Source organism: Qipengyuania sp. YIM B01966, assembly GCF_016461955.1.
Classification (GTDB): domain Bacteria; phylum Pseudomonadota; class Alphaproteobacteria; order Sphingomonadales; family Sphingomonadaceae; genus QFOP01.
In genome coordinates this window covers 192,925-213,223 of sequence record NZ_JADMNM010000001.1, presented here as the reverse complement: position 1 = coordinate 213,223, position 20,299 = coordinate 192,925, and the positions used below count along the sequence as shown (strand labels likewise).

At 67.7% G+C, this 20,299-nt stretch carries 16 protein-coding genes and 1 tRNA gene; 3 read left to right on the top strand and 14 right to left on the bottom strand.

The features are described from left to right. Positions 1 to 50 precede the first annotated feature (50 nt). The 7 genes from ILT46_RS01115 to infA all read right to left on the bottom strand — a co-directional run bounded on the left by ILT46_RS01115 (position 51) and on the right by infA (position 6,010). On the bottom strand, positions 51 to 2,963 hold the full coding sequence (locus ILT46_RS01115; protein WP_199502785.1) for a M16 family metallopeptidase: 2,913 nt from the start codon (positions 2,961 to 2,963) through the stop codon (positions 51 to 53). Positions 2,964 to 3,001: 38 nt separating this feature from the next. Further along, entirely contained in the window at positions 3,002 to 3,796 is a 795-nt protein-coding gene (gene purC, locus ILT46_RS01110; protein WP_199502784.1) for a phosphoribosylaminoimidazolesuccinocarboxamide synthase, read from the bottom strand. Between the two features lie 62 nt (positions 3,797 to 3,858). After that, positions 3,859 to 3,934: transfer RNA gene (locus ILT46_RS01105), tRNA-Phe, on the bottom strand. Between the two features lie 88 nt (positions 3,935 to 4,022). Beyond that, positions 4,023 to 4,196 carry a DNA gyrase inhibitor YacG gene (locus ILT46_RS01100; RefSeq protein WP_199502783.1) on the bottom strand — a complete coding sequence of 58 codons (174 nt, stop codon included), beginning with the start codon at positions 4,194 to 4,196 and terminating at the stop codon, positions 4,023 to 4,025. Further along, positions 4,193 to 5,173, bottom strand: coding sequence for a ribonuclease E/G (locus tag ILT46_RS01095; protein ID WP_199502782.1), 981 nt, complete (start codon positions 5,171 to 5,173; stop codon positions 4,193 to 4,195). Before ILT46_RS01095 ends, ILT46_RS01100 begins: the two co-directional genes overlap by 4 nt. After that, positions 5,166 to 5,744, bottom strand: a complete 579-nt coding sequence (locus ILT46_RS01090) for a Maf family protein (RefSeq protein ID WP_199502781.1) — start codon at positions 5,742 to 5,744, stop codon at positions 5,166 to 5,168. The genes ILT46_RS01095 and ILT46_RS01090 overlap by 8 nt, the downstream gene beginning before the upstream one ends. Positions 5,745 to 5,764: 20 nt before the next feature. Next, complete coding sequence (infA, locus tag ILT46_RS01085; RefSeq protein WP_047806247.1) at positions 5,765 to 6,010, bottom strand: translation initiation factor IF-1; 246 nt, start codon at positions 6,008 to 6,010, stop codon at positions 5,765 to 5,767. 188 nt (positions 6,011 to 6,198) lie between these two features. On the opposite strand from infA, the gene ILT46_RS01080 reads away from it, so the two are divergent. Next, the gene (locus ILT46_RS01080) at positions 6,199 to 9,180 is read left to right on the top strand and encodes a TonB-dependent receptor plug domain-containing protein (RefSeq protein WP_199502780.1); all 2,982 of its coding nucleotides are present in this window, start codon (positions 6,199 to 6,201) and stop codon (positions 9,178 to 9,180) included. On the opposite strand, the gene ILT46_RS01075 is transcribed toward ILT46_RS01080, so the two are convergent. Next, positions 9,177 to 10,373, bottom strand: coding sequence for an NAD(P)/FAD-dependent oxidoreductase (locus ILT46_RS01075; RefSeq protein ID WP_199502779.1), 1,197 nt, complete (start codon positions 10,371 to 10,373; stop codon positions 9,177 to 9,179). The two genes, ILT46_RS01080 and ILT46_RS01075, sit on opposite strands and share 4 nt — an antisense overlap. A 72-nt stretch (positions 10,374 to 10,445) precedes the next feature. Between ILT46_RS01075 and uvrC the strand changes: the two genes are divergently transcribed. Both uvrC and ILT46_RS01065 read left to right on the top strand, forming a co-directional pair. Then, on the top strand, positions 10,446 to 12,521 hold the full coding sequence (uvrC, locus tag ILT46_RS01070) for an excinuclease ABC subunit UvrC (protein ID WP_199502778.1): 2,076 nt from the start codon (positions 10,446 to 10,448) through the stop codon (positions 12,519 to 12,521). A gap of 10 nt (positions 12,522 to 12,531) precedes the next feature. Next, a complete protein-coding gene (locus ILT46_RS01065) occupies positions 12,532 to 13,593 on the top strand; it encodes a PLP-dependent cysteine synthase family protein (protein ID WP_199502777.1) in 1,062 nt (353 codons plus the stop codon). Here ILT46_RS01065 and ILT46_RS01060 read toward each other — a convergent pair. The 6 genes from ILT46_RS01060 to hisG form a co-directional block, all read right to left on the bottom strand. Further along, the gene (locus tag ILT46_RS01060) at positions 13,590 to 14,549 is read right to left on the bottom strand and encodes an acyl-CoA thioesterase (protein WP_199502776.1); all 960 of its coding nucleotides are present in this window, start codon (positions 14,547 to 14,549) and stop codon (positions 13,590 to 13,592) included. The genes ILT46_RS01065 and ILT46_RS01060 overlap by 4 nt on opposite strands. A 113-nt stretch (positions 14,550 to 14,662) precedes the next feature. After that, on the bottom strand, positions 14,663 to 16,834 hold the full coding sequence (locus ILT46_RS01055; RefSeq protein WP_199502775.1) for a sodium-translocating pyrophosphatase: 2,172 nt from the start codon (positions 16,832 to 16,834) through the stop codon (positions 14,663 to 14,665). Between the two features lie 85 nt (positions 16,835 to 16,919). Further along, on the bottom strand, positions 16,920 to 17,807 hold the full coding sequence (gene thiL, locus ILT46_RS01050; protein ID WP_199503073.1) for a thiamine-phosphate kinase: 888 nt from the start codon (positions 17,805 to 17,807) through the stop codon (positions 16,920 to 16,922). Next, a complete protein-coding gene (gene nusB / locus ILT46_RS01045) occupies positions 17,807 to 18,256 on the bottom strand; it encodes a transcription antitermination factor NusB (RefSeq protein ID WP_199502774.1) in 450 nt (149 codons plus the stop codon). Before nusB ends, thiL begins: the two co-directional genes overlap by 1 nt. Then, a complete protein-coding gene (gene hisD, locus ILT46_RS01040) occupies positions 18,253 to 19,560 on the bottom strand; it encodes a histidinol dehydrogenase (protein ID WP_199502773.1) in 1,308 nt (435 codons plus the stop codon). The genes nusB and hisD overlap by 4 nt, the downstream gene beginning before the upstream one ends. Next, positions 19,560 to 20,216 (bottom strand): ATP phosphoribosyltransferase, encoded by a 657-nt coding sequence (gene hisG, locus ILT46_RS01035; protein WP_199502772.1) that lies wholly within the window; start codon positions 20,214 to 20,216, stop codon positions 19,560 to 19,562. The genes hisD and hisG overlap by 1 nt, the downstream gene beginning before the upstream one ends. Between the last annotated feature and the right edge of the window lie 83 nt (positions 20,217 to 20,299).

Sequence of the window (20,299 nt, the reverse complement as noted above, 5' to 3'; positions counted from 1 at the left end):
CCGGGGCGCGCCGCCAATGGCTGCGCCCCTAGCCGCCTTGCCCGCCGACTTCAATTGGCCGCAGCCGCCCCCGGCCGCAGCGAGGTGTGGACGACGCGCAGTTCGAGCTTGCGCGAAGGGTCGAGGTAGCGCCGGGCCGCCGCCTGCAGCTCGGCCGGGGTGACCGCGCGGACCAGCCCCTCATAGGCGCGCACGCGGGCAAGCCGGTCAGGGCGCAATTGCGCCTCGTCCGCGACACCGAGCCAATAGCCGTTCTCGCGCCGGTTGCGGCTGATCTGTTCCAGCACGGGCGTCCGGGCGCGTGCCAGTGTGTCGGCGCTCACCGGCGCGGCCTTGAGCCCGGCGACGATCTCCTCGACCGCGGCGAACACCTCGTCGGCCTGCTCCGGCTTGACCACGATCGAAGCGCTGAAGGTGCCGAAATCGCGATAGACATCGGACATCGACGAACCCGAGCTGGGCGAATAGGTCGCGCCCAGTTCCTCGCGGATCTTTTCGGTCAGCAGCAGGTCCATCACCCCTGCCAGCATGGCCAGCGTCACCTCCTGCTGCTGGTCGCGGTCGTCGGTGGTCGGCCAGAAAATCTGCGCCAAAGCCTGATCGGGTGCACCGCTGTGATAGAGCGTGGTCGGGCGTGGCTGCGCAGCAAAGCGCGCCTGACGCGACGCCTCGCGCGGATCGGCCACTGCCGCGCGCTGCGGCAGCGCGCCGAAGCTGTTCGCTACCGCCGCGATCACCGCTGCTTCGTCGATGTCGCCGACCACAGCGATCTCGATCGGCGCGTTGGCGAGAGCCGGGGTCAGCGCCCCACGCAGAGCAGCCAGGTCGAGCGCGAGCAGTTCGTCCTTGGCCGGAATGCCGAAGCGCGGATCGCCATTGGCGACAATCCGCCCGGCATCGCGGCCCGCCACCCCTTGCGGTGTGGCGTCCAGCCGGTCGTGGAACAAGGGGATGCTGGCGCGCCATTGCGCCTCGGCTTCGGCGCGGTAGCCGGGATCGGTCAGATAGGCGGCGCTGACCTGCATCTGCAGCGGGAAATCGGCCATCGTCGTCGCCCCGCCGACACCGAAATGATCGCTGTTGGCGGCAAGCCCGGTGGTAACCTGCTTGCCCGCCAGCAGACGGCGCAATTCATCGACCGAATGCTTGCCCAGCCCGGCGGTCGCATAGGTTGAATTCATCAGCAGCGCGAGGCCGGGGCGATCCTGCGGCAGCGCCAGTTCGCCTTCGCCGATGCGGACGGCAAAGCGCACGCGGCCCGCCTCGAAATCGGTCCGCTTCATGGTCAGCATGACATTATTGGCAAAACGCACCGTTCGCAGGCCCAGATCGGCGATCTGGCTGTCGCTGGCGACCGTGCCCGCCGGGCCGAAATTGCTATAGCCGAAGGGCGCATCTGCCACCTGCGCGGGCGGGGTAACCGCCGCGGCGCGGGAGGCGTCATAGGCGGCCAGCACGGCGGCCTCGCCACCTTCGATCGCGGTCTTGGCAGCCAGGTGGATCAGCGGCTCGGAGCCACCGATCTCGTCCCGGAACACGGCCTCGGCAGCGGCGCGGGTCAGTTCGGGCTTCAATGACTGGAACGCGGCATAGCGTGCCGCCGGCGTGGCAAAGATGCGCTGCTGGGCCACCGTTGACAGGATCGCTTCGGCCAATGCCGGATTGCGCCGCGTGGCCGCCTGTTCGGCCGCGGTGCGGAAGGCGGTTTCCATATTGGCGAGTTGCTCGGCAATCTCGGCATCGGTGAAGCCGTGTTCGAGCGCGCGGCGGGTTTCCTGTTCGCCCACCTGGATGGCCTTCTGCCAGTCGCCATCCTTCGCGACCACGCCGATCGAGGTCTGACGGGCGAGCTCAAAGAAATCGCTGACCCCGGTGCTGCCGCCGAGGATCGGCGCGTCGGGCTGATTGGCGATGCGCGAGAACCGGCGATTGAGCGCCCCGGTGCCGAGCGAGAGCAGCAGGCTGCGGCGCATTTCGTCCATTGTCACCGGGCGGCGCTGATAGGGGGCGAAACGGTCGATGGTAACCTGCCAGTTGACAGCCGGATCGACATGAATCGTCGCCGCGCGTGGCCGATCGAAGGCGATCTTCCCGGCGTCTGTTTGCGTCAACGGCCCGCCAGCGGCGCGCCAATCGGCAAAACGCTGGCGGATCTGGCCCTCGACCGTGGCGGGGTCGAAATCGCCGACCACCACCAGCGTTGCATTGTCCGGGCGATAGAACCGGCGATACATCGTCCGCAGCGTTTCGGCCGAGGCTCCGGTAACAGTATCCGAGGCGCGCGGCCCGGGGAAGCGTTCGGCATAGCGGGTGCCGGGCGACACGAAGTCGAAATAATTGCTGAACTGGCGCAGTTGCGGCGTATTGCGCGTGCGCGTTTCGGACAGCAGGATGCCGCGCTCGCGGTCGATCGCGGCCGGGTCGAGCAGCAATTCGGAGGCCGTTTCGCGCATCAGCATCAGCCCGATACCCAGCAGCCGGTCATCCGCGCGCGGCAGGTCGAGCTTGTAAATCGTCTCCTCGAAACTGGTGCTGGCATTTGTATCGGCCCCGAAGGCCAGCCCCTCGCGCTCGAGCAGCTTGATCATCTCGCCTTCGGGCACATTGGTCGAACCGTTGAAGGCCATGTGCTCGATAAAATGCGCCAGGCCGTATTCGCCCTCCGCCTCGTCCATGAAGCCGACATCGAAGCCCATCCGGATCGCCGCAGTCCCCTGCGGGGTGGTGTTGCGCATGATTGCATAGCGCATCCCGTTATCGAGCACGCCGTAGCGGACGGCGGGATCGGCCGGGATGTCATAGACCGGGAAGTTCCACCCGGTGGTGCCGGTGGGCTGAGGCAGGGCGGCGGCCTGCGTCGCCGGTGGCTGTGACGAAGCAGCAGGGACAGTCGCGCACCCGGCCATCAGCAGGGCGATGGCAGACAGGCCCGCCAATGGAGCGGTACGACGAATCAGCGACATAAGGGCGTCCCTTTCGTGAAAACAGGGGGCCGCCTATCCTATTTGCGGGGCTTTGTCCGCAACTTACCGCGATGAAGCGACAGGTCGAGCACCTCGCCCGCGCCATTATCCTCGTTCAGCAGGCCGAGCCGCCTCGCGACCTCTTGATAGGCCTCTTCCTCGCCGCCGAGATCGCGGCGGAAGCGGTCCTTGTCGAGCTTCTCGCCGGTCGCCATGTCCCACAGCCGGCAGCCATCGGGGCTGATTTCGTCGGCCAGGATCACGCGGCTGAAATCGCCGTCCCAGATGCGCCCGAATTCGAGCTTGAAATCGACCAGCCGGATATCGATCGCGGCGAACATCCCGCAGAGGAAATCGTTGATCCGGATCGCCATCGCAGAAATGTCATGCATCTCCTCGTGGCTGGCCCAGTTGAAGCAGGCGATGTGCTCTTCGGCCACCAGCGGGTCGCCGAGCGCGTCATCCTTGTAGTAATACTCGATCAGCGTGTGCGGCAGCGGCTCGCCTTCCTCGATGCCGAGGCGCTTCGAGATCGAGCCGGCAGCGACATTGCGGACCACCACCTCGATCGGGATGATCTCGACCTGCCGGACCAATTGCTCGCGCATATTGAGCCGGCGAATGAAATGCGTCGGAATGCCGATATGGCTGAGGCGCGTGAACACATACTCGCTGATGCGGTTATTGATTACGCCCTTGCCGTTGATGGTGCCGCGCTTCTGCGCGTTGAAGGCGGTGGCATCATCCTTGAAATACTGGATGATCGTGCCCGGCTCAGGACCCTCGTAAAGAATCTTGGCCTTGCCTTCGTAGATTTGGCGACGACGGGACATAGTCACATCCTAAAACTGCGGGGAGACATACGCCACCGACCGGCTGGGGAAGCGGGAAGGCGTGGTGCCCAAGGGCGGGATCGAACCACCGACACTACGATTTTCAGTCGTATGCTCTACCAACTGAGCTACTTGGGCATCGCCGGCCGCGGAGCATCGGGCACCGCCAAGCGATTGAGTGCGCGCCTATGGCGAAGGCACCGCAGCTTGGCAAGGGGGATTGCGTCTATTCCTCATGCGGGGTCGCGGCGAGGTCTTCCGTCTGGGCCGGGCGGCCGGGGACCGCATAACCATCGTTGAACCATTGCGCGAGATCGCGGTCGCGGCAGCGCGGGGAACAGAAGGGTGCATACTCGGCGCTACGCGGCTTCTTGCAGATCGGGCAGGGGCGCTGGCTCATGGGGCGACAATCTGGGCATGGCCGGCGCCAGGCGCAAGGGCCGGGTCGGGACGCAGCATGACGGCCCGGCCGGTGCGGCGTCGCAACTCGGCCAGCCAGTCGCCGGTCAACCGCGCGGCAATGTCCGGATGCGCGTCGATCGCAATCGCACCATGCCCATCCAGCCGCTCGGCCTGGCGCAGCAACAGGCGCGCCGCGGCGCCGGACGGGTAGAGCTGCACAAGATGCAGCAGAGAGGGGCGCTGTGAACGCCGAACGATCTGCACCAATCCGAACCCGTTCATCGCGGTGCGTTCATGGTCAATGTCGGTCATCGCTTGATCCAGCGCGGTATCGAGCAGCTTGCGGTCGGTTTTTGCCGCAAGCGTCGGGAAATCCACCGCGATATTGCCGCCCAGACCAAGCAGACCGATGCCGCGAGCCAACACCGGCACCGCCGCCAGTGCCAGTTCGCGGGGCGGCAAGTGACCGTCCACATCGACAACGGTCATCGCAGGGGTGGGCGCGAAATGCAGGGTGCCGCCCGGGAATACGGCAATGCCGCTGGTCGCCAATGCGTGCGCTTCCTCCCAATCGCCCGCCGGAAAGCCGCGCACGCAGCGGGCGGAGGGCAAGCTTTCGGCGAGGGTCGGCGCTGGCCGCTCCACCTCGTCACAGGGCCGCGCCTGGGCCCGCTTGGTCCGGCCGATTTCGCCCATCGCGGCGCGCGTGATCCGCAGGCGCAGCGGCGCACCTTCGCTCGCCTCGCGCGGGAGCTGGCTGACCAGCGCCTCGGACCCGTCGGCAAACCGCGCCACGCCGCGCGCCGCCCCCCGCGCTCGCTCCGTCAGGATAGCGTCCGCGACCAGCCCCGGTTCGAGCCCACCCGGCCAGCGTATCTGCGTGGCGACTGCGTGGCCTGCGCGATAAAGCAGCGCGCGTTCCTCGCCGATGCCCTGTTCGACCAGCCAGCCATCGGCGGGGGCGCGCTCAGCCAAGGGCAAAGCCGGCCGCTTTCAGCAGCGTTCGGGTCTCATAGAGCGGCAAACCGACCACCCCCGAATGGCTGCCCGATAGCGACACGACCAGGGCCTCCGCCATGCCCTGGATGGCATAGCCGCCGGCCTTGCCGTGCCATTCGCCGCTGGCGAGATAGGCCGCCAGTTCCTCGTCCGACAGCCGTTTGAACCGGACCACGGTGGTGCTCAGCCGCTCGCGCATAGTGCCGTCAGGCGCCCGCAGCGCGATGGCGGACAGCACGCTGTGCCGGCGGCCGGACAGCAGCACCAGGCAGCGACGGGCGGTTGCCTCATCCTCGGCCTTGGGCAGGATGCGCCGTCCCAGCGCCACCACCGTATCGCCCGCCAGCACGTGCGCGCCCTCCGGCGCCGCGGCGTCACGTGCCTTCTCCCGCGCCATACGCAGTGCATAGGGGCGCGGCAGCTCGTCCCTTCTCGGGGTCTCGTCAATATCGGCCGCCACCACGGCTGACGGTGCGATACCGAGCCGGCCGAGTAATTCGCGCCGCCGCGGGCTGGCCGAGGCGAGGACGAGCACGGGTTCGGTCACCGCCCGGTAAACCGGCCGGATTATTGCGGGCCGGGACCGCCGCGGCCCGGCATGAAGCGATAGGTAATGCGCGCCTTGGTGAGGTCGTATGGCGTCAATTCGCACAATACCTCGTCGCCCACCAGCACGCGAATGCGGTTCTTGCGCATCTTGCCCGCCGTGTGGCCGAGCACTTCATGGCCGTTTTCAAGCTCTACCCGGAACATGGCGTTAGGCAGCAGTTCCACCACCTTGCCGCGCATTTCGAGGAGTTCTTCCTTGGCCATCAGGCGAATTTTCCGTGTCGTTCGTCGAACATGGGCGGGCCCTTACGCGTAAGGCGGCCAAAAGGGAAGCGTCGCCGCGTCCGCCCCCCGAGAGACGCGGCGACACACGCGCCCCTGTGCGTTGGTTATGCGTTTGGGGGGCGATAACGCCTGCGACCCGAAGCGGGCTGGCCAGAAGGAAGTTTACGTTGCGTTTCGCTGCTTATTCCCGGTTCCACGGCATTTCCGCCGCCGCGCTTGCCTGTGCATTGCTGCCAGTCGGCGCGGCCCGCGCGCAAGAGGGTGCGGCCAATACCGCACCAGCTGGCGAGAATGCGGAAAGCGGGGATGAGGATGGCGCCGAAATCGTCGTCACTGCCACCCGGCTGCGCGGTGAGGTCGATACCAATGTCCCCCCGATTGTGGAGCTGGAAGAGCGCGACATTGCCGCTTACGGGGCGACCTCCATTGCCGATCTGCTGGCCCAGCTCACCCCGCAGACCGGGTCGGGCCGAGGGCGCGGCGGGCGGCCGGTGATCCTGCTGAATGGCCAGCGGATCGCAAATTTCCGCGAGATGGGACGTTTCCCGCCCGAGGCGATCCGCAAGGTCGAAGTGCTCCCCGAAGAGGTCGCGGTGCGGTTCGGCTATCCGCCCGATGCGCGGGTGGTGAACATCATCCTCAAGGACAATTTCGCCAGCCGCGAATTGGAACTCGATGTCGGGATGCCGACAGGTGGCGGCTATTCCGCGCTTGAGGCCGAGGCGTCGCTGCTGCGAATTGCCGGACCCCGCCGGTTCAATGCGGCGCTGGAATACGCCCGCACCTCGCCGCTGACGGAGGCGGAGCGCGCGATTATCCAGCCGGCCCCGCGCGCGCCTGCGCTGCCCGATTCGCCAGACACGGCAGAATATCGCACGCTGATCTCGCGTAGCGAGCAGGTCGAAGGCAATCTGACGGTTACCCAAGGGCTCGGCGACGAGGGCATGGGCGGCCAGCTCACTCTGAACGGCAACCTGTCGCACGAGGTCACCCGCGGCCTTTCGGGTCTCGAGCAGATCGTGCTGACCGCGCCGGGCGGCGCCGCACTGCTCCGCACGCTCGACACCGACCCGCTGGCGCGGCGGACCAATACGGATAATGCCGCCTTCGGTGCGGGTCTCAACACGCGGCTGGGCACATGGCAATTGTCGAGCACACTCGATACGGCAATGAGCTGGTCTGAAACGCGCTCCGATCGGCGGCGCGATAGTGGCGCGCTGGTGGCTGCCGCAGCAAATGGCCTGCTGGCCATCGATGGCCCGCTGCCGGCGCTCGAGCCGGCCGGTTACGACGATGCGCGCAGCCGCACCTATACGGTCGACGCGCTCACCACGCTGGTCGGCCAGCCGCTCACCTTGCCTGCCGGCCCTATGGGCCTGACGCTGGCGGCTGGGCTGCGGCTGAACGGGATCAACAGCCGCGACAGCCGCAACAGCCTCGGCGAAACGAAGCTCGACCGGCGGCGGGTCGAGGGGTCGGCCAACCTGGCGATCCCGTTGGCGAGCGCGCGCGAAGGGTTTCTCGGCGCGCTGGGCGAGCTATCGCTCGACCTTGGCGGCGGGGTCGAGAACCTCTCGGATTTCGGCACGCTGATCGGCTGGAATGGCGGGCTGACCTGGCGCCCGGCCGAACGGCTTTCGCTTCAGGCCAGCTATCGTGTGCGTGAAATCGCGCCCAGCCTGACCAATCTGGGCGCGCCGGCGATCACCCAGTTCAACCTGCCGCTCTACGATTTCGTGCGCGGCGAAACCGTGCTTGCAAGCGTCACCAGCGGGGGCAACCCGGCGCTGCTGGCCGAAACCCAGCGCGACTGGAAACTCGCGGCCAGCTACGATATCGACCTGTTCGACCGGGCCAATGTGATCGTCGAATATTATCACAACAGCTCGGACGACACGACCGAGAGCTTCCCGGTGCTGACCCCTGCGATCGAGGCGGCGTTTCCCGGCCGCGTGACGCGCGCAGGCGATGGCACCTTGCTGGCGCTCGATCGCCGGCCAGTAACCTTTGCCGAGCGCCGCGCATCGCGCCTTCGCTATGGCTTCAACCTGTTCGGCCGGTTTGGCACGGCGAGCGCGCCGTCGGCCGCGCGGGGCGAGGGAAGGGGGCCGGGCAGCCTGACGAATGCCACACCCGCTCCAGAACAAGCGGGACCGGGGACGGTGGCGGCACCGGGAGCCGGAATGCGCTTTGACCCCGTGCGCTTTGCCGAATTGCGCGCGCGTTTCTGCGCCACTCCAGAGGGGCAGATGCCCGATCTGACCGGCGTGCCCGAAGAGATGGTGGCCCGCCTGCGGGGGGCGGACGGGCAGATCGACCCCGCGCGCGTAGCCATCTTGCGTCAGCGTTTCTGTACCGGCGACGGCGCGCCGCGCGCCTTCGATCCGGCCGCCTTTGCCGCCTTGCGCCGCACACTCGCCTGCGGAATCGAGGGCGGGGTGCCCGATATCGCTTCGCTACCGGCGGCGGTGGCGGATCGGGTCAAGGGGCCCGATGGCCAAGTGGATCCCGCCCGTCTGGCGGCGCTACGCGAACGGGTCTGTGCGGCGGACCCGGCGCGGATGGCGGCGGTGCCGACACCCGCCCCAGCTCCGACGCAAGGCGGTAGCGGGGCCCCGCGCGGCGGGATGATGGGCGGTATGTTCGGCGGACCTGGTGACGGGCAGGGGCGGTTCAATGTCTCGCTCTATCATACGGTCGAACTGGGCAACCGCGTGCTGATTGCGCCTGGTCTGCCCGAACTCGATCTGCTGGCGGGCGATGCGGTCGGCAGCGGCGGGGTCTCGCGCCACCGGGTCGAACTGGAAGGCGGCGCGTTCCGCGACGGGCTCGGCGCGCGGCTGTCGGGCGCCTATGCCTCGCCCACGCGCCTGCGCGGCAGCGGGCTGCCCGGATCGAGCGATCTGCGCTTTGGCGGGCTGGCGACAATCAACCTGCGCCTGTTTGCCAATCTCGAACAGCAACGCTGGCTGGTGGGCGAGGAGGCCGGTTGGCTCAAGGGCACACGACTGTCGCTGCGGGTCGATAATCTGTTCGACAGCTATCAGCGGGTGACCGACGGGAGTGGCACGGTCCCACTATCCTATCAACCCGGCCTGATCGACCCGCGGGGGCGGTTCATCGAGCTCGAATTGCGTAAGCTGTTCTAGGGCGCGCGGCGCAGCGCATCGCCGGCCGCGACCGCGCTCGCCCAGGCCCACTGGAAGTTATAGCCGCCGAGCCAGCCGGTCACATCGACTGCCTCGCCAATGGCATACAGGCCGGGCACACGCCGCGCCTCCATCGTCTGCTGCGACAAGTCGTCAGTGGCGATGCCGCCGGCGGTCACCTCGGCCTTGGCGAAGCCCTCGCTGCCAGTGGGTGTGAAGGCCCAGCTGGCAAGGCGCAGTTCGGCCGTTGCCAGCGCCTTGTCGGGCCAGTTGCCCAGCTCGCGGTTGGGCAACCCGTCCGCCTCCAGCCGCGCCGCCAATGCCTCGGCCAGCCGCTGCGGCAGATGTTCGCGCAAGGCGGTGGGCAGGTTTGTGCGCGGTGTGTGCCGTTTGGCCCCCGCTAACCACCCTGCTGCGGCATCGGGGAGCAGGTTGAGCACGACCGCTTCACCCCGCCGCCAAAATGACGAGACTTGCAGGATTGCCGGCCCGCTGAGCCCGCGATGGGTGAACAAAGCCGCCTCGCGGAAAGCGGGGCCGCGTGTCGCTCGGGCGATCACGGGGGTGGCTACGCCCGACAATTCCCGAAACAGCAGTTCCTCGCCTCCCAGTGTCAGGGGGACTAGCGCCGGACGCGGCTCGGCGATCTTGAGGCCGAACTGGCGTGCAAGGCGATAGGCGAAATCGCTCGCGCCCATCTTCGGGATCGATGGGCCGCCGGTGGCGATGACCAGTTGCGGCGCGGTGTAACGGCCGGTGTCGGTCGTCACCGCATAGCCCGCATCGACGGCGCGGACCGTCTCTCCGCAGCGGAGGGTCACATTGCCGCGCGCACATTCTTCCAGCAGCATCGCGACCACTTGCCGCGCGGAGCCGTCGCAGAATAGCTGGCCCAGCGTCTTTTCGTGCCAAGCGATGCCATGCGCCTCGACCAGCGACAGAAAATCACGCGGAGTGTAGCGGGCCAGCGCCGACTTCGCGAAATGCGGATTGGCCGACAGGTAGTTGGCTGGCCCGGCGCCGAGATTGGTGAAATTGCAGCGCCCGCCGCCGGAAATCAGGATCTTGCGCCCCGGTTCAGCCGCGCCTTCGAGTACCAGCACGCTGAGGCCGCGCTGCCCGCCGCGCGCGGCGCACATCAGGCCGGCCGCCCCGGCGCCCAGCACGATCGCGTCGAAATGCTGCCCGTCCATGCGCGCGCTCTATGCTATTGCCGCGCGCGGGCAACTTCCCTTTTTCGCCGCGCCACCTATCTGTGGCCGCGCATGGTTCGCATCCCTTCCTCTGCCGGCACGCCGCACGATCCGCGCGGCAAGGCGCGGTTCGACGAGACGCAGGCTGCTGCCACCGTCAAGGGCTCGCAGCCCGATATCGAGGCCGGCGTGGCCGCGATCCGGGAGACGGTGCGGACGCTGAAGCCCAAGCCCGGCGTCTACCGGATGGTCGATGCCAAGGGCGATGTGCTCTATGTTGGCAAGGCGCGCGCGCTGAAGAACCGCGTCGCCAATTACACGCAGGTCACGAACCTTTCCAACCGGCTGCGGCGCATGGTCAGCCAGACCCGCGCGATGGAAATTGTCACCACCAATTCGGAAGCCGAGGCGCTGCTACTCGAAGCCCAGCTGATCAAGCGGTTTCGCCCGCCTTACAACGTGCTTTTGCGCGACGATAAGAGCTTCCCGTTCATTCTGCTCCGCGCCGATCACAGCTTTCCGCGGTTGACGAAACATCGCGGCGCGCGGCGGGCGAAAGGCAATTATTACGGGCCGTTCGCCAGCGCCGGATCAGTCAATACGACCATCAATGCGCTGCAAAAGCTGTTCCTGCTGAGAAGCTGCACCGACAGCTTCTTCGCCCGCCGCGACCGGCCCTGCCTGCTCTACCAGATCAAGCGCTGCTCCGCACCCTGCGTCGGGCGGATCGATCAGGCAGGCTATGCCGAACTCGTGCGCGAGGCCAAGGAATTTCTCGGCGGCAAGTCGGGTGCAGTGCAGGCGCGGATGGAACGACAGATGGCCGAAGCGGCAGCCGATCTCGATTTCGAACGCGCAGCGCTGCTGCGCGACCGGCTGCGCGCGGCGACCTTCATCCAGGGCAGCCAGGCGATCAACGCGGCGGCGGTTGGCGATGCCGATATCTTCGCGCTCGCCGCCAAGGGCGGGCAGATGGGTATCCAGGCCTTCTTCGTCCGCGGCGGACAGAATTGGGGCCACCGTGCTTTTTTCCCCCGCCACACCGCCGAGGTGGGCGAGGACGAGGTAATGACGGACGTATTGGCGCAATTCTACGAAGAGGTGCCGCCGCCGCGGACCATTCTGGTCGATCGGGAATTGCCCGAGGCCGCGGTGCTGGCCGAGGCACTTGGCGAAGCATCCGGTCACCGCGTCGAGATTTCGGTCCCCCAGCGCGGCGACCGGCGACGGCTGATGCAACAGGCGCAGCGCAACGCCGCCGACGCGCTCGACCGGCGATTGGCCGAAACCGGCACCAAGGCCGCCCGGATGCGCGAACTCGCCGATTTCCTCGAACTCGACGAACCGCCCGGCCGGATCGAGATTTACGACAACAGCCATATTCAGGGCGACAAGGCGCTGGGCGCGATGGTGGTGGCCGACGCCGCCGGGTTCGTGAAAGGCCAGTATCGCAAGTTCAACATCCGCTCGGCGCAGACCAACGACGATTTCGCCATGATGCGCGAGGTCATCGGCCGGCGGTTCCGGGGGTTGGCGTCCTTCGAGACGGGGCTTCAGCCTGCGGCTTCACCCGCTCCTCAGGACGAACGGGGTGACACAACATCCGTTCGTCCTGAGGAGGTGCGGACACAGTCCGAACCGTCTCGAAGCACAGCCCAGCCCTCGGCCAGCAAACCCGCCGGCCACGAGACCACCTGGCCTGACCTGGTGCTGATCGACGGCGGCAAGGGGCAAGTCTCCAGCGTGATGGCCGTGCTGGAGGAACTCGGGATCGAGGACGTGCCGGTGATCGGCATCGCCAAAGGCCCGCATCACGGGCGCGAAGGGCGCGAGGTGTTCCATTTCCCCGACGGGCGGGAAAAGACCCTGCCGGTGAACTCGCCGCTACTGTTCTATCTGCAAACTCTGCGCGACGAGGTTCACCGCTTCGCCATCGGCGCGCACCGGGCGAAGCGCAGCCGGGCGATCACTGCCAGCCCGCTCGACGAAATCCCCGGCGTCGGCCCGTCGCGCAAGCGGGCGCTGCTGCTCCATTTCGGCACGGCCGGGCGGGTGCGCGCGGCCAGTCTCGAGGATTTGCAGCGCGCGCCGGGTATCAGCGCGGGCGTGGCGCAGAAGGTCTATGATTTCTACCACGCCGGCGGCTAAGGGAAGCGGCATGGCACAGGATCTGCGCGACTGGACGAACGAGGCGGTGCGCCGCATCGAGGCAGACTTCAACCGGTCGGCCGATACCCATCTGATCCGCCTCGACCTGCCGCGCTTTCCGGGCATCGCGCTGTACCTCAAGGACGAATCGGTCCACCCGACCGGCAGTCTCAAGCATCGGCTGGCGCGATCGCTGATCCTCTATGGCCTGTGCAACCAGTGGATCGGCCCCGACACGCTGCTGGTCGATGCGACCAGCGGATCGACGGCCGTGTCCGAAGCCTATTTCGCCCGGCTGCTCGGCCTGCCCTTTGTCGCGGTGGTGCCGGCGGGCACATCGGCGGTGAAGATCGAGGCGATCCGCTTTTATGGCGGCGATGTCCACGAGGTAGCCGACCCGGCACAGGTCTATCATGTAGCGCACGAACTGGCGCAGCAGCGCGGTGGGCATTTCCTCGACCAGTTCACCTATGCCGAGCGGGCGACCGACTGGCGCGGCAATAACAATATCGCCGAAAGCATCTTCGACCAGATGGCGCTGGAAGAGCACCCGGTGCCGCGCTGGATTGCCTGCGGGGCGGGCACCGGCGGCACTTCGGCCACGCTGGGCCGGTTCATCCGCTATGGCCGGTTCGCCACCCGACTGTGCGTGGCGGACCCCGAAGGGTCCGTGTTCCATCGCCATTTCGCCGATCGCAGCGTCACCGCGCCGCCGCCGGGGGAATGCTGCCTGATCGAAGGAATCGGCCGCCCGCGGGTGGAGCCGAGCTTCATTCCCGAGCTGGTTGACCGGATGATCGCCGTGCCCGACGCCGCCAGCATTGGCGCGATGCGCGCGCTCAGCGAACGGCTGGGCCGGCGGGTCGGCGGTTCGACCGGGACCAACCTGTTCGGCTGCATGACCCTGATCGAGGAGATGGCCGCCGCCGGGCAGACCGGTTCGGTGGTGACGATCCTGTGCGATGCGGGCTTGCGCTATGCCGGCACCTATTACGACGATGCCTGGCTCGCCGGGCGCGGGCTGGACATCGCGCCCCATCGCGCGCGCGCGGCCGCGTTCCTCGGCGCCTAGTCGCCATCGCCCTCGCCGGGTTTTCGCTTGGCGAGGCGGATCATCCCTTCCTGTGCCACGCTGGCGACCAGCCGCCCATCGCGAGTGAAGATCTGCCCGCGATTATAGCCGCGCCCGCCGCCCGACCAGGGGCTGTCAGTCGCATAGAGCAGCCATTCATCGGCCCGCGCCTCCTCGTGGAACCAGATCGCATGGTCGAGGCTGGCGCCGACCGTCTCGCCGCGCATCCAGCTGACCCCGTGCGGGAGCGCGGCGGTGCCGAGCAGCGTGTAGTCGCTGGCATAGGCGATAACCGCGCGGTGGATCGCCGGATCGTCGGGCAGCGGCGCGACGGTGCGGAACCAGCTATGCGCGGTGGGCTCGCGCGGTTCGCTGTTCATCCAGTGCAGCTTGTCGCTGGTCCGCATTTCGATCGGGCGCGGGCGCAGGATCATCGCCCGCTGCCCTTCGCTGAGCTTGTCGCCGAGCCGTTCGACAACCGCGTGCCGCTGCTCCATATCGGGGCGCAGGGTATCGGGATCGGGCACATCGGGCATCGGGGCGGCCTGATGGTGAAGCCCGCTTTCCGGGGTCTGGAAACTGGCCGTGAGGTTGAGGATCGGCCGCGCCGCGGCGCCTTCGCCCTGGCTGGCGACCACGCGGCGATTGGCGAAGCTTCGACCGTCGAAATCGCGGGCGATGGTGTAGTCGGTCGGTGGGCCCTCCTCCCCGCCGCGCAGGAAATAGGCATGCAGCGAATGGGCGACCTTGCCCTCGGGGGCCGAGGCCTGCGCCGCCTGTAGCGCTTGCGCGATGACCTGGCCGCCGAACACCCGGCCCTTGCCACCGGGCTGCGGGCGCCCGCGCCAATGATCGGGGCCGGTCTGTTCGACTGTCAACAGCGCGACCAGCGCATCGACCAGTTCCTGCGGCGGCGGGTCGGCGGGTTCGCCGCCCTGCGTGTCACGTGATCCCATCGCCCCCGCTTGCGCGTGGCGGGCGCGCGCGTCAACCGGTGGTCCGCGCAAAAAGCCCCGCCGGGCGTAGGGCCGGGCGGGGCTGATTGTTCACCGCGCGGCGCGCGGCGCGATTACATCACCGAATGACCGCCGGCCAGCGCGGCCAGCAGCAGCAGCGCGACGATGTTGGTAATCTTGATCATCGGGTTGACCGCCGGGCCGGCCGTATCCTTGTACGGATCGCCGACCGTATCGCCGGTCACGGCCGCCTTGTGGGCATCGCTGCCCTTGCCACCGTGATTGCCGTCCTCGATATACTTCTTGGCATTGTCCCACGCGCCGCCGCCCGCCGTCATCGACAGCGCCACGAACAGCCCTCCGACAATCACGCCCAGCAGCAGCGCGCCGAGCGCGGCGAAGCCATTCTGCTGGCCGGCAATCGCTGTGATGACGAAATAGACCACGATCGGCGCCAGCACCGGCAGCAGCGAGGGGATGATCATCTCCTTGATCGCTGCCTTCGTGACGAGATCGACCGTACGCGCATAGTTCGGCCGGCTGGTCCCGGCCATGATCCCGGCATCGGCGCGGAACTGTTCACGCACGTCCTTGACCACGTCACCCGCCGCACGGCCGACGGCGGTCATCCCCATCGCGCCGAACAGATAGGGCAGCAGCGCCCCCAGCAGCAGCCCGACGATGACGTATGGGTTTTCGAGGCTGAAATCGACGTCGACATTGGGGAAGAATTCGCCAAGGTCGGTGGTGTAGGCGGCAAACAGCACCAGCGCGGCAAGGCCGGCCGAACCGATCGCATACCCCTTGGTCACCGCCTTGGTGGTGTTGCCCACCGCGTCGAGCAGGTCAGTCTTTTCGCGCACGCTGTCGTCCAGCCCGGCCATTTCGGCAATGCCGCCGGCATTGTCGGTGACGGGGCCATAGGCGTCGAGCGCCACGACCATCCCGGCCAGCGCCAGCATCGCGGTTGCCGCATAGGCAATCCCGATCAGCCCGGCGAGCTGGTAGGCGATGACGATCCCGCCGACGATCACCAGCGTCGGCAGCGCCGTCGCCTCGAGGCTGATGGCGAGGCCCTGGATGACGTTGGTGCCGTGGCCCGTTTCCGACGCCTTGGCGATCGAGCGGACCGGGCGGTAATTCGTCCCGGTGTAGTATTCGGTGATCCAGATGATCAGCCCGGTGATGACGAGCCCGAGCAGCGAACACCAGAACAGATCCCAGCCGCTGAAGCCGACGACCTGTTCGGCCAGACCCTCTTCCGCCACCGGCTGGCCGGCCGCGACATCGGTCAGGCTGCCGCCGATGACCGTGTTGAGGCCGATCGCTTGGTCGATGCACAGCCAGATCAGCGGCACGGACAGCACCGCGGTGACAAGGAAGCCCTTGTACATCGCGCCCATGACGTTCTTCCCGCCGCCCAGGCGGACGAAATAGGTGCCGATGATCGAGGTGACGATGCACGCCCCGCCGATCAGTAGCGGCAGCGCCATCATCGGCATCAGCAGATCGCCGAGACCTTTCATCAAGAGCGCGGTCAGCACCATGGTGGCGCCGACGGTGACGACATAGGTTTCGAACAGATCGGCGGCCATGCCGGCGCAGTCGCCAACATTGTCGCCGACATTGTCGGCGATCACCGCCGGGTTGCGTGGATCGTCTTCGGGGATACCGGCTTCGACTTTGCCGACGAGGTCGGCGCCGACGTCAGCCGCCTTGGTGAAGATGCCGCCGCCAAGGCGGGCGAAGATCGAAATAAGCGAGGCGCCGAAGGCAAGGCCGACGAGGCCATCGATCACCCGCCGGTCATTGGGCGCGAGGCCATGGCCAAGCGCGCCATTCGACGTGAGATGCCAGAAGAATACCGCTATCGCGAGCAGAGCGAGGCCCGCCACCAGCATCCCGGTGATCGCGCCCGCACGGAAGGCCATGGTCAGCCCTTGCTGCAGCCCGGTCGATGCGGCCTGCGCAGTGCGGACATTGGCCCGGACCGAGATGTTCATGCCGATGAAGCCGGCGACGCCTGACAGGACCGCGCCAATCACGAAGCCGACAGCTGGAATGGTCCCGAGAAACACGAACACCAGCACCGCCACGATCACCCCGACGATGCCGATGGTGGTATATTGCCGCCGCAGATAGGCCTGCGCGCCTTCCTGAATGGCGCCGGCGATTTCCTGCATCTTTGCATTGCCGGCGCTGGAACCCAGCACCTGGCGGCTGGTGACAAAGCCGTACACGACGGCCAGCAAGCCCAGCACAATGGATATGGTAACGAGATCCACCTTTGGTCCCTCCCTGCGGTGAAAACGGCCCCTGTTACGGGCTTCTTGGCCGCCTGCTATAATCGGCAAGGCGGTACTGGCAAGCCTAGCCGTGCAGGAAACCGAGCGTTGCGGGATCGTCCAGCACCGCGCCGTCCAGCACCAGCGCTGGCGCGCCGCGCTCCACCTGGCCGATGCAGGTGGCCGGCACCGGCGGCAGCGCTGCTCCGGCGGGGAGCGTGAACAGCAATTGATAATCGTCGCCCCAGCGCAAGGCCTCGTCGCGGCGAGTGTTGGGCAGGGCAATCGGCACGGCGTTCCTGTCAATCACCAGCCGCGCGCCGCTCGCCTGCGCGATCCGCCAGGCATCGAGCAGCAGCCCGTCCGACGCATCCATCATCGCGCTGACCAGCGGGGCGAGCGCGCGCCCCTCTGCCAGCAGCGGCACCGGCCGGCGATAGGGCGCGCTGGCGGGCCCGGTATCGCCCGCCTTGAGCGCCTCGAACCCGGCGAGCGCGGCGCCGATCGTGCCCGTGACCCACAGCGTATCGCCCGGCTGCGCGCCCCCGCGCGAGGGCACGGGAAGATGGGTTGCCCGTCCAAGCGCCGTCAGGCCATGCACAGCGCCTTTCCAACAGATTGTGTCCCCACCCAGCAGCGGCGCCGAAAAGGCGCTGAGCGCCTCGCTGAGGCCAATCTGGAAGGCATCGTCCGCATCCCCTCCTTGCAGGCTGTAGCCAAGCAGCACGCCCACCGGCTCTGCGCCCTTGGCGGCCAGGTCGGACAGGTTCACCGCCACCAGCTTCCAGGCAATGTCGACCGGGTCTTGGCCGGGCAGCCAATGAACGCTCTCGGCCATCATGTCGTGTGTCACGACCAGCGTCTCGCTGCCCAGCGGGACCACCGCGCAATCATCCGCCAGCCCGCGCGCACCGGGATGGAGGGGCAGGCGTCGCAGCCGCTCGAGAAAGGCGCACTCGCCGGGTTCCGGCATCAACCGGGCCGGACCTGTTTGCCGACCGCATCCAGCACGCCGTTGGCGAATTTCGCCTCGCGGTCGTCGAAGAACGCCTTGGCGACATCGACATATTCGCTGATCACCGCGCCCAGCGGCACGTCGGCGCGGGCGAGCAGTTCGTAGCTGCCGGCGCGCAGGATCTGCAGCATGGTCTTGTCCATCCGCGCGACCGTCCACCCGGCAGCGAGGCGCCCGGCGATCAGCGCGTCGATCTCGTCCCGCCGCGCATCGACGCCGCGCACGATATCGTCGAACAACGCCACGTCGGCGGCGGCAAATTGCGCGTCCTCGATCTCGGCGCCCAGGCGGTGCTGGTGAAATTCGTCGAGCAGCCGCGGCAGGGCGGTACGCTCCATATGCTGCTGATACAGCGCCTGCACGGCGGCCAAGCGGGCGGCCGAGCGGGCCTGGGCGGGGGAGGTCATGGGTTAGGCATTCCTTGCAGGCGCAATTCGACCGAGCGGGCGTGTGCGGGCAATCCCTCGGCATGGGCCAGCGTGATGGCGGCCGGGCCGATTGCGGCCAGCGCCCGGTTATCAAGCGCGATGAAGCTGGTGCGCTTCATGAAATCGAGCACCGACAGCCCGCTGGCAAAGGCGGCGCGGCGGCCGGTGGGCAGGACGTGGTTGGGCCCGGCGACATAATCGCCGATCGCCTCGGGCGTCTGCCGCCCCAAGAACACGCTGCCGGCATGGCGCAGACCCGCAAACAGCGCTTCGGGATCGTCAACCGCGAGCTCAACGTGTTCCGCCGCCAGCCGGTTGGCGAGCGGGACCGCATCGGCCAGCGCATCGACCACGATGATCGCGCCGTGCGCATCCCAGCTCGCGCGGGCGACGGCGTGCGTGACGAGCTGGACGGCGGCGACATCGACCGCATCCTCGACCTGCGCGGCGAAACCGGCATCGTCGGTGATCAGGATCGCCTGCGCGGCGGGGTCATGCTCGGCCTGGCTGAGCAGATCGGCGGCAATGATCGCCGGATCGTTCCGCGCGTCAGCAATGACGAGGATTTCGCTCGGCCCGGCAACCATGTCGATCCCGACCATGCCGTAAAGCTGGCGCTTGGCCTCGGCGACCCAGGCATTGCCCGGGCCGGTGATGACATTGACCGGGGCGATGTTCTCGGTGCCGTAGGCGAGCGCGGCAATCGCCTGCGCCCCGCCGATCCGCCAGATTTCGTCCACTCCGGCGATATGCGCCGCGGCGAGCACCAGCGGATTGACCTGGCCACCCGGCGTGGGGGTGGTGACGACCAGTCGCTCCACCCCGGCAACCTTCGCCGGAATGGCGTTCATCAACAGCGATGAGGGATAAGCCGCCCGCCCGCCGGGCACATAGAGCCCAGCCGCATCGACCGGCCGCCAGCGCGCCCCCAGCCGCGCCCCCGCCGCATCGGTGAAATCGCGGTCGGCCGGCAATTGATCGCGGTGATAGGCGGTAATCCGCTCCGCCGCGAGCGCCAGCGCCGCCGCCAGTTCTGGCGCCAGCGCGGCATGGGCGGCGGCGCAATCTTCTGCCGTGAAGCGCCAGCCACTGCCATCTGTGCCGAGGCTGTGATCGTCCAGTTGCGTGGTCAGCTCGACGAGGGCTTCATCGCGCAGGTCGCGCACCTGGCGCAGGATGTCGGCCACGCCGCGCGCGACATCGGTGCCGCTTTCCCGCCGGTCTGTGACCAGCCTGGCGAAAGCCTGCTCGAACCCCGCATCGCTGGCGCGCAGCAGTTGCATCAGGCCGGCTCTGCCGTGGCGGCGCGGAACGCCTCGACAATCGCGCCGACGCGGGGGTCGGTCTTGAGCGCGGCGCGGTTGACCACCAGCCGCGCCGTCACGTCGAGCACCCGATCAGTCTCCACCAGCCCGTTTTCGGCCAGTGTCCGCCCGCTCGAGACGAGATCGACAATCCGCCCGGCAAGGCCGAGCGCGGGGGCGATTTCCATCGCCCCGTTCAGCTTGACGCATTCGGCCTGAATCCCGCGCGCGGCGAAATGGCGGCGGGTGATGGCAGGATATTTGGTCGCCACGCGCACATGGCTGGCCCGGTCGATGCTGGCCGCGCCCGCCTCCTGTTCGGCGACCGACAGGCGGCACCGGCCAATGCCGAGATCGACCGGGGCATAGAGGTCGGAATAGTCGAATTCCTCGATCACGTCCGAACCGACAATGCCCGCCTGCGCCGCGCCATGGGCGACGAAGGTTGCGACGTCGAACGCCCGCACGCGTATCAGGCGCATATCGACGCGTGTTGTGGGGAAGGTGAGGCTGCGGCTCGCCGGTTCGGAAAAGGCGCTTTCCGGCACGATGCCGGCCTTCGCCATGACGGGCAGCGCCTCGTCGAGAATGCGCCCCTTGGGCACGGCAAAGGTCAGGGGGACAGCACGCGTCACGCCGCCGATCTAGGGCGCAGGGCGGGCAAGGGCAAGGCGGCTCTTGTGCGCTGCACAAAAGGGGCGCAGACCCGAGCCAGCGG

Excerpts from the sequence above, each read along its gene's own strand:
- ILT46_RS01115 (WP_199502785.1), bottom strand. The coding sequence starts at position 2,963 with ATGTCGCTGATTCGTCGTACCGCTCCATTGGCGGGCCTGTCTGCCATC.
- purC (WP_199502784.1), bottom strand. The coding sequence starts at position 3,796 with ATGTCCCGTCGTCGCCAAATCTACGAAGGCAAGGCCAAGATTCTTTAC.
- ILT46_RS01100 (WP_199502783.1), bottom strand. The coding sequence starts at position 4,196 with ATGAGCCAGCGCCCCTGCCCGATCTGCAAGAAGCCGCGTAGCGCCGAG.
- infA (WP_047806247.1), bottom strand. The coding sequence starts at position 6,010 with ATGGCCAAGGAAGAACTCCTCGAAATGCGCGGCAAGGTGGTGGAACTG.
- ILT46_RS01075 (WP_199502779.1), bottom strand. The coding sequence starts at position 10,373 with ATGGACGGGCAGCATTTCGACGCGATCGTGCTGGGCGCCGGGGCGGCC.
- uvrC (WP_199502778.1), top strand. The coding sequence starts at position 10,446 with ATGGTTCGCATCCCTTCCTCTGCCGGCACGCCGCACGATCCGCGCGGC.
- ILT46_RS01065 (WP_199502777.1), top strand. The coding sequence starts at position 12,532 with ATGGCACAGGATCTGCGCGACTGGACGAACGAGGCGGTGCGCCGCATC.
- ILT46_RS01060 (WP_199502776.1), bottom strand. The coding sequence starts at position 14,549 with ATGGGATCACGTGACACGCAGGGCGGCGAACCCGCCGACCCGCCGCCG.
- thiL (WP_199503073.1), bottom strand. The coding sequence starts at position 17,807 with ATGCCGGAACCCGGCGAGTGCGCCTTTCTCGAGCGGCTGCGACGCCTG.
- nusB (WP_199502774.1), bottom strand. The coding sequence starts at position 18,256 with ATGACCTCCCCCGCCCAGGCCCGCTCGGCCGCCCGCTTGGCCGCCGTG.
- hisD (WP_199502773.1), bottom strand. The coding sequence starts at position 19,560 with ATGCAACTGCTGCGCGCCAGCGATGCGGGGTTCGAGCAGGCTTTCGCC.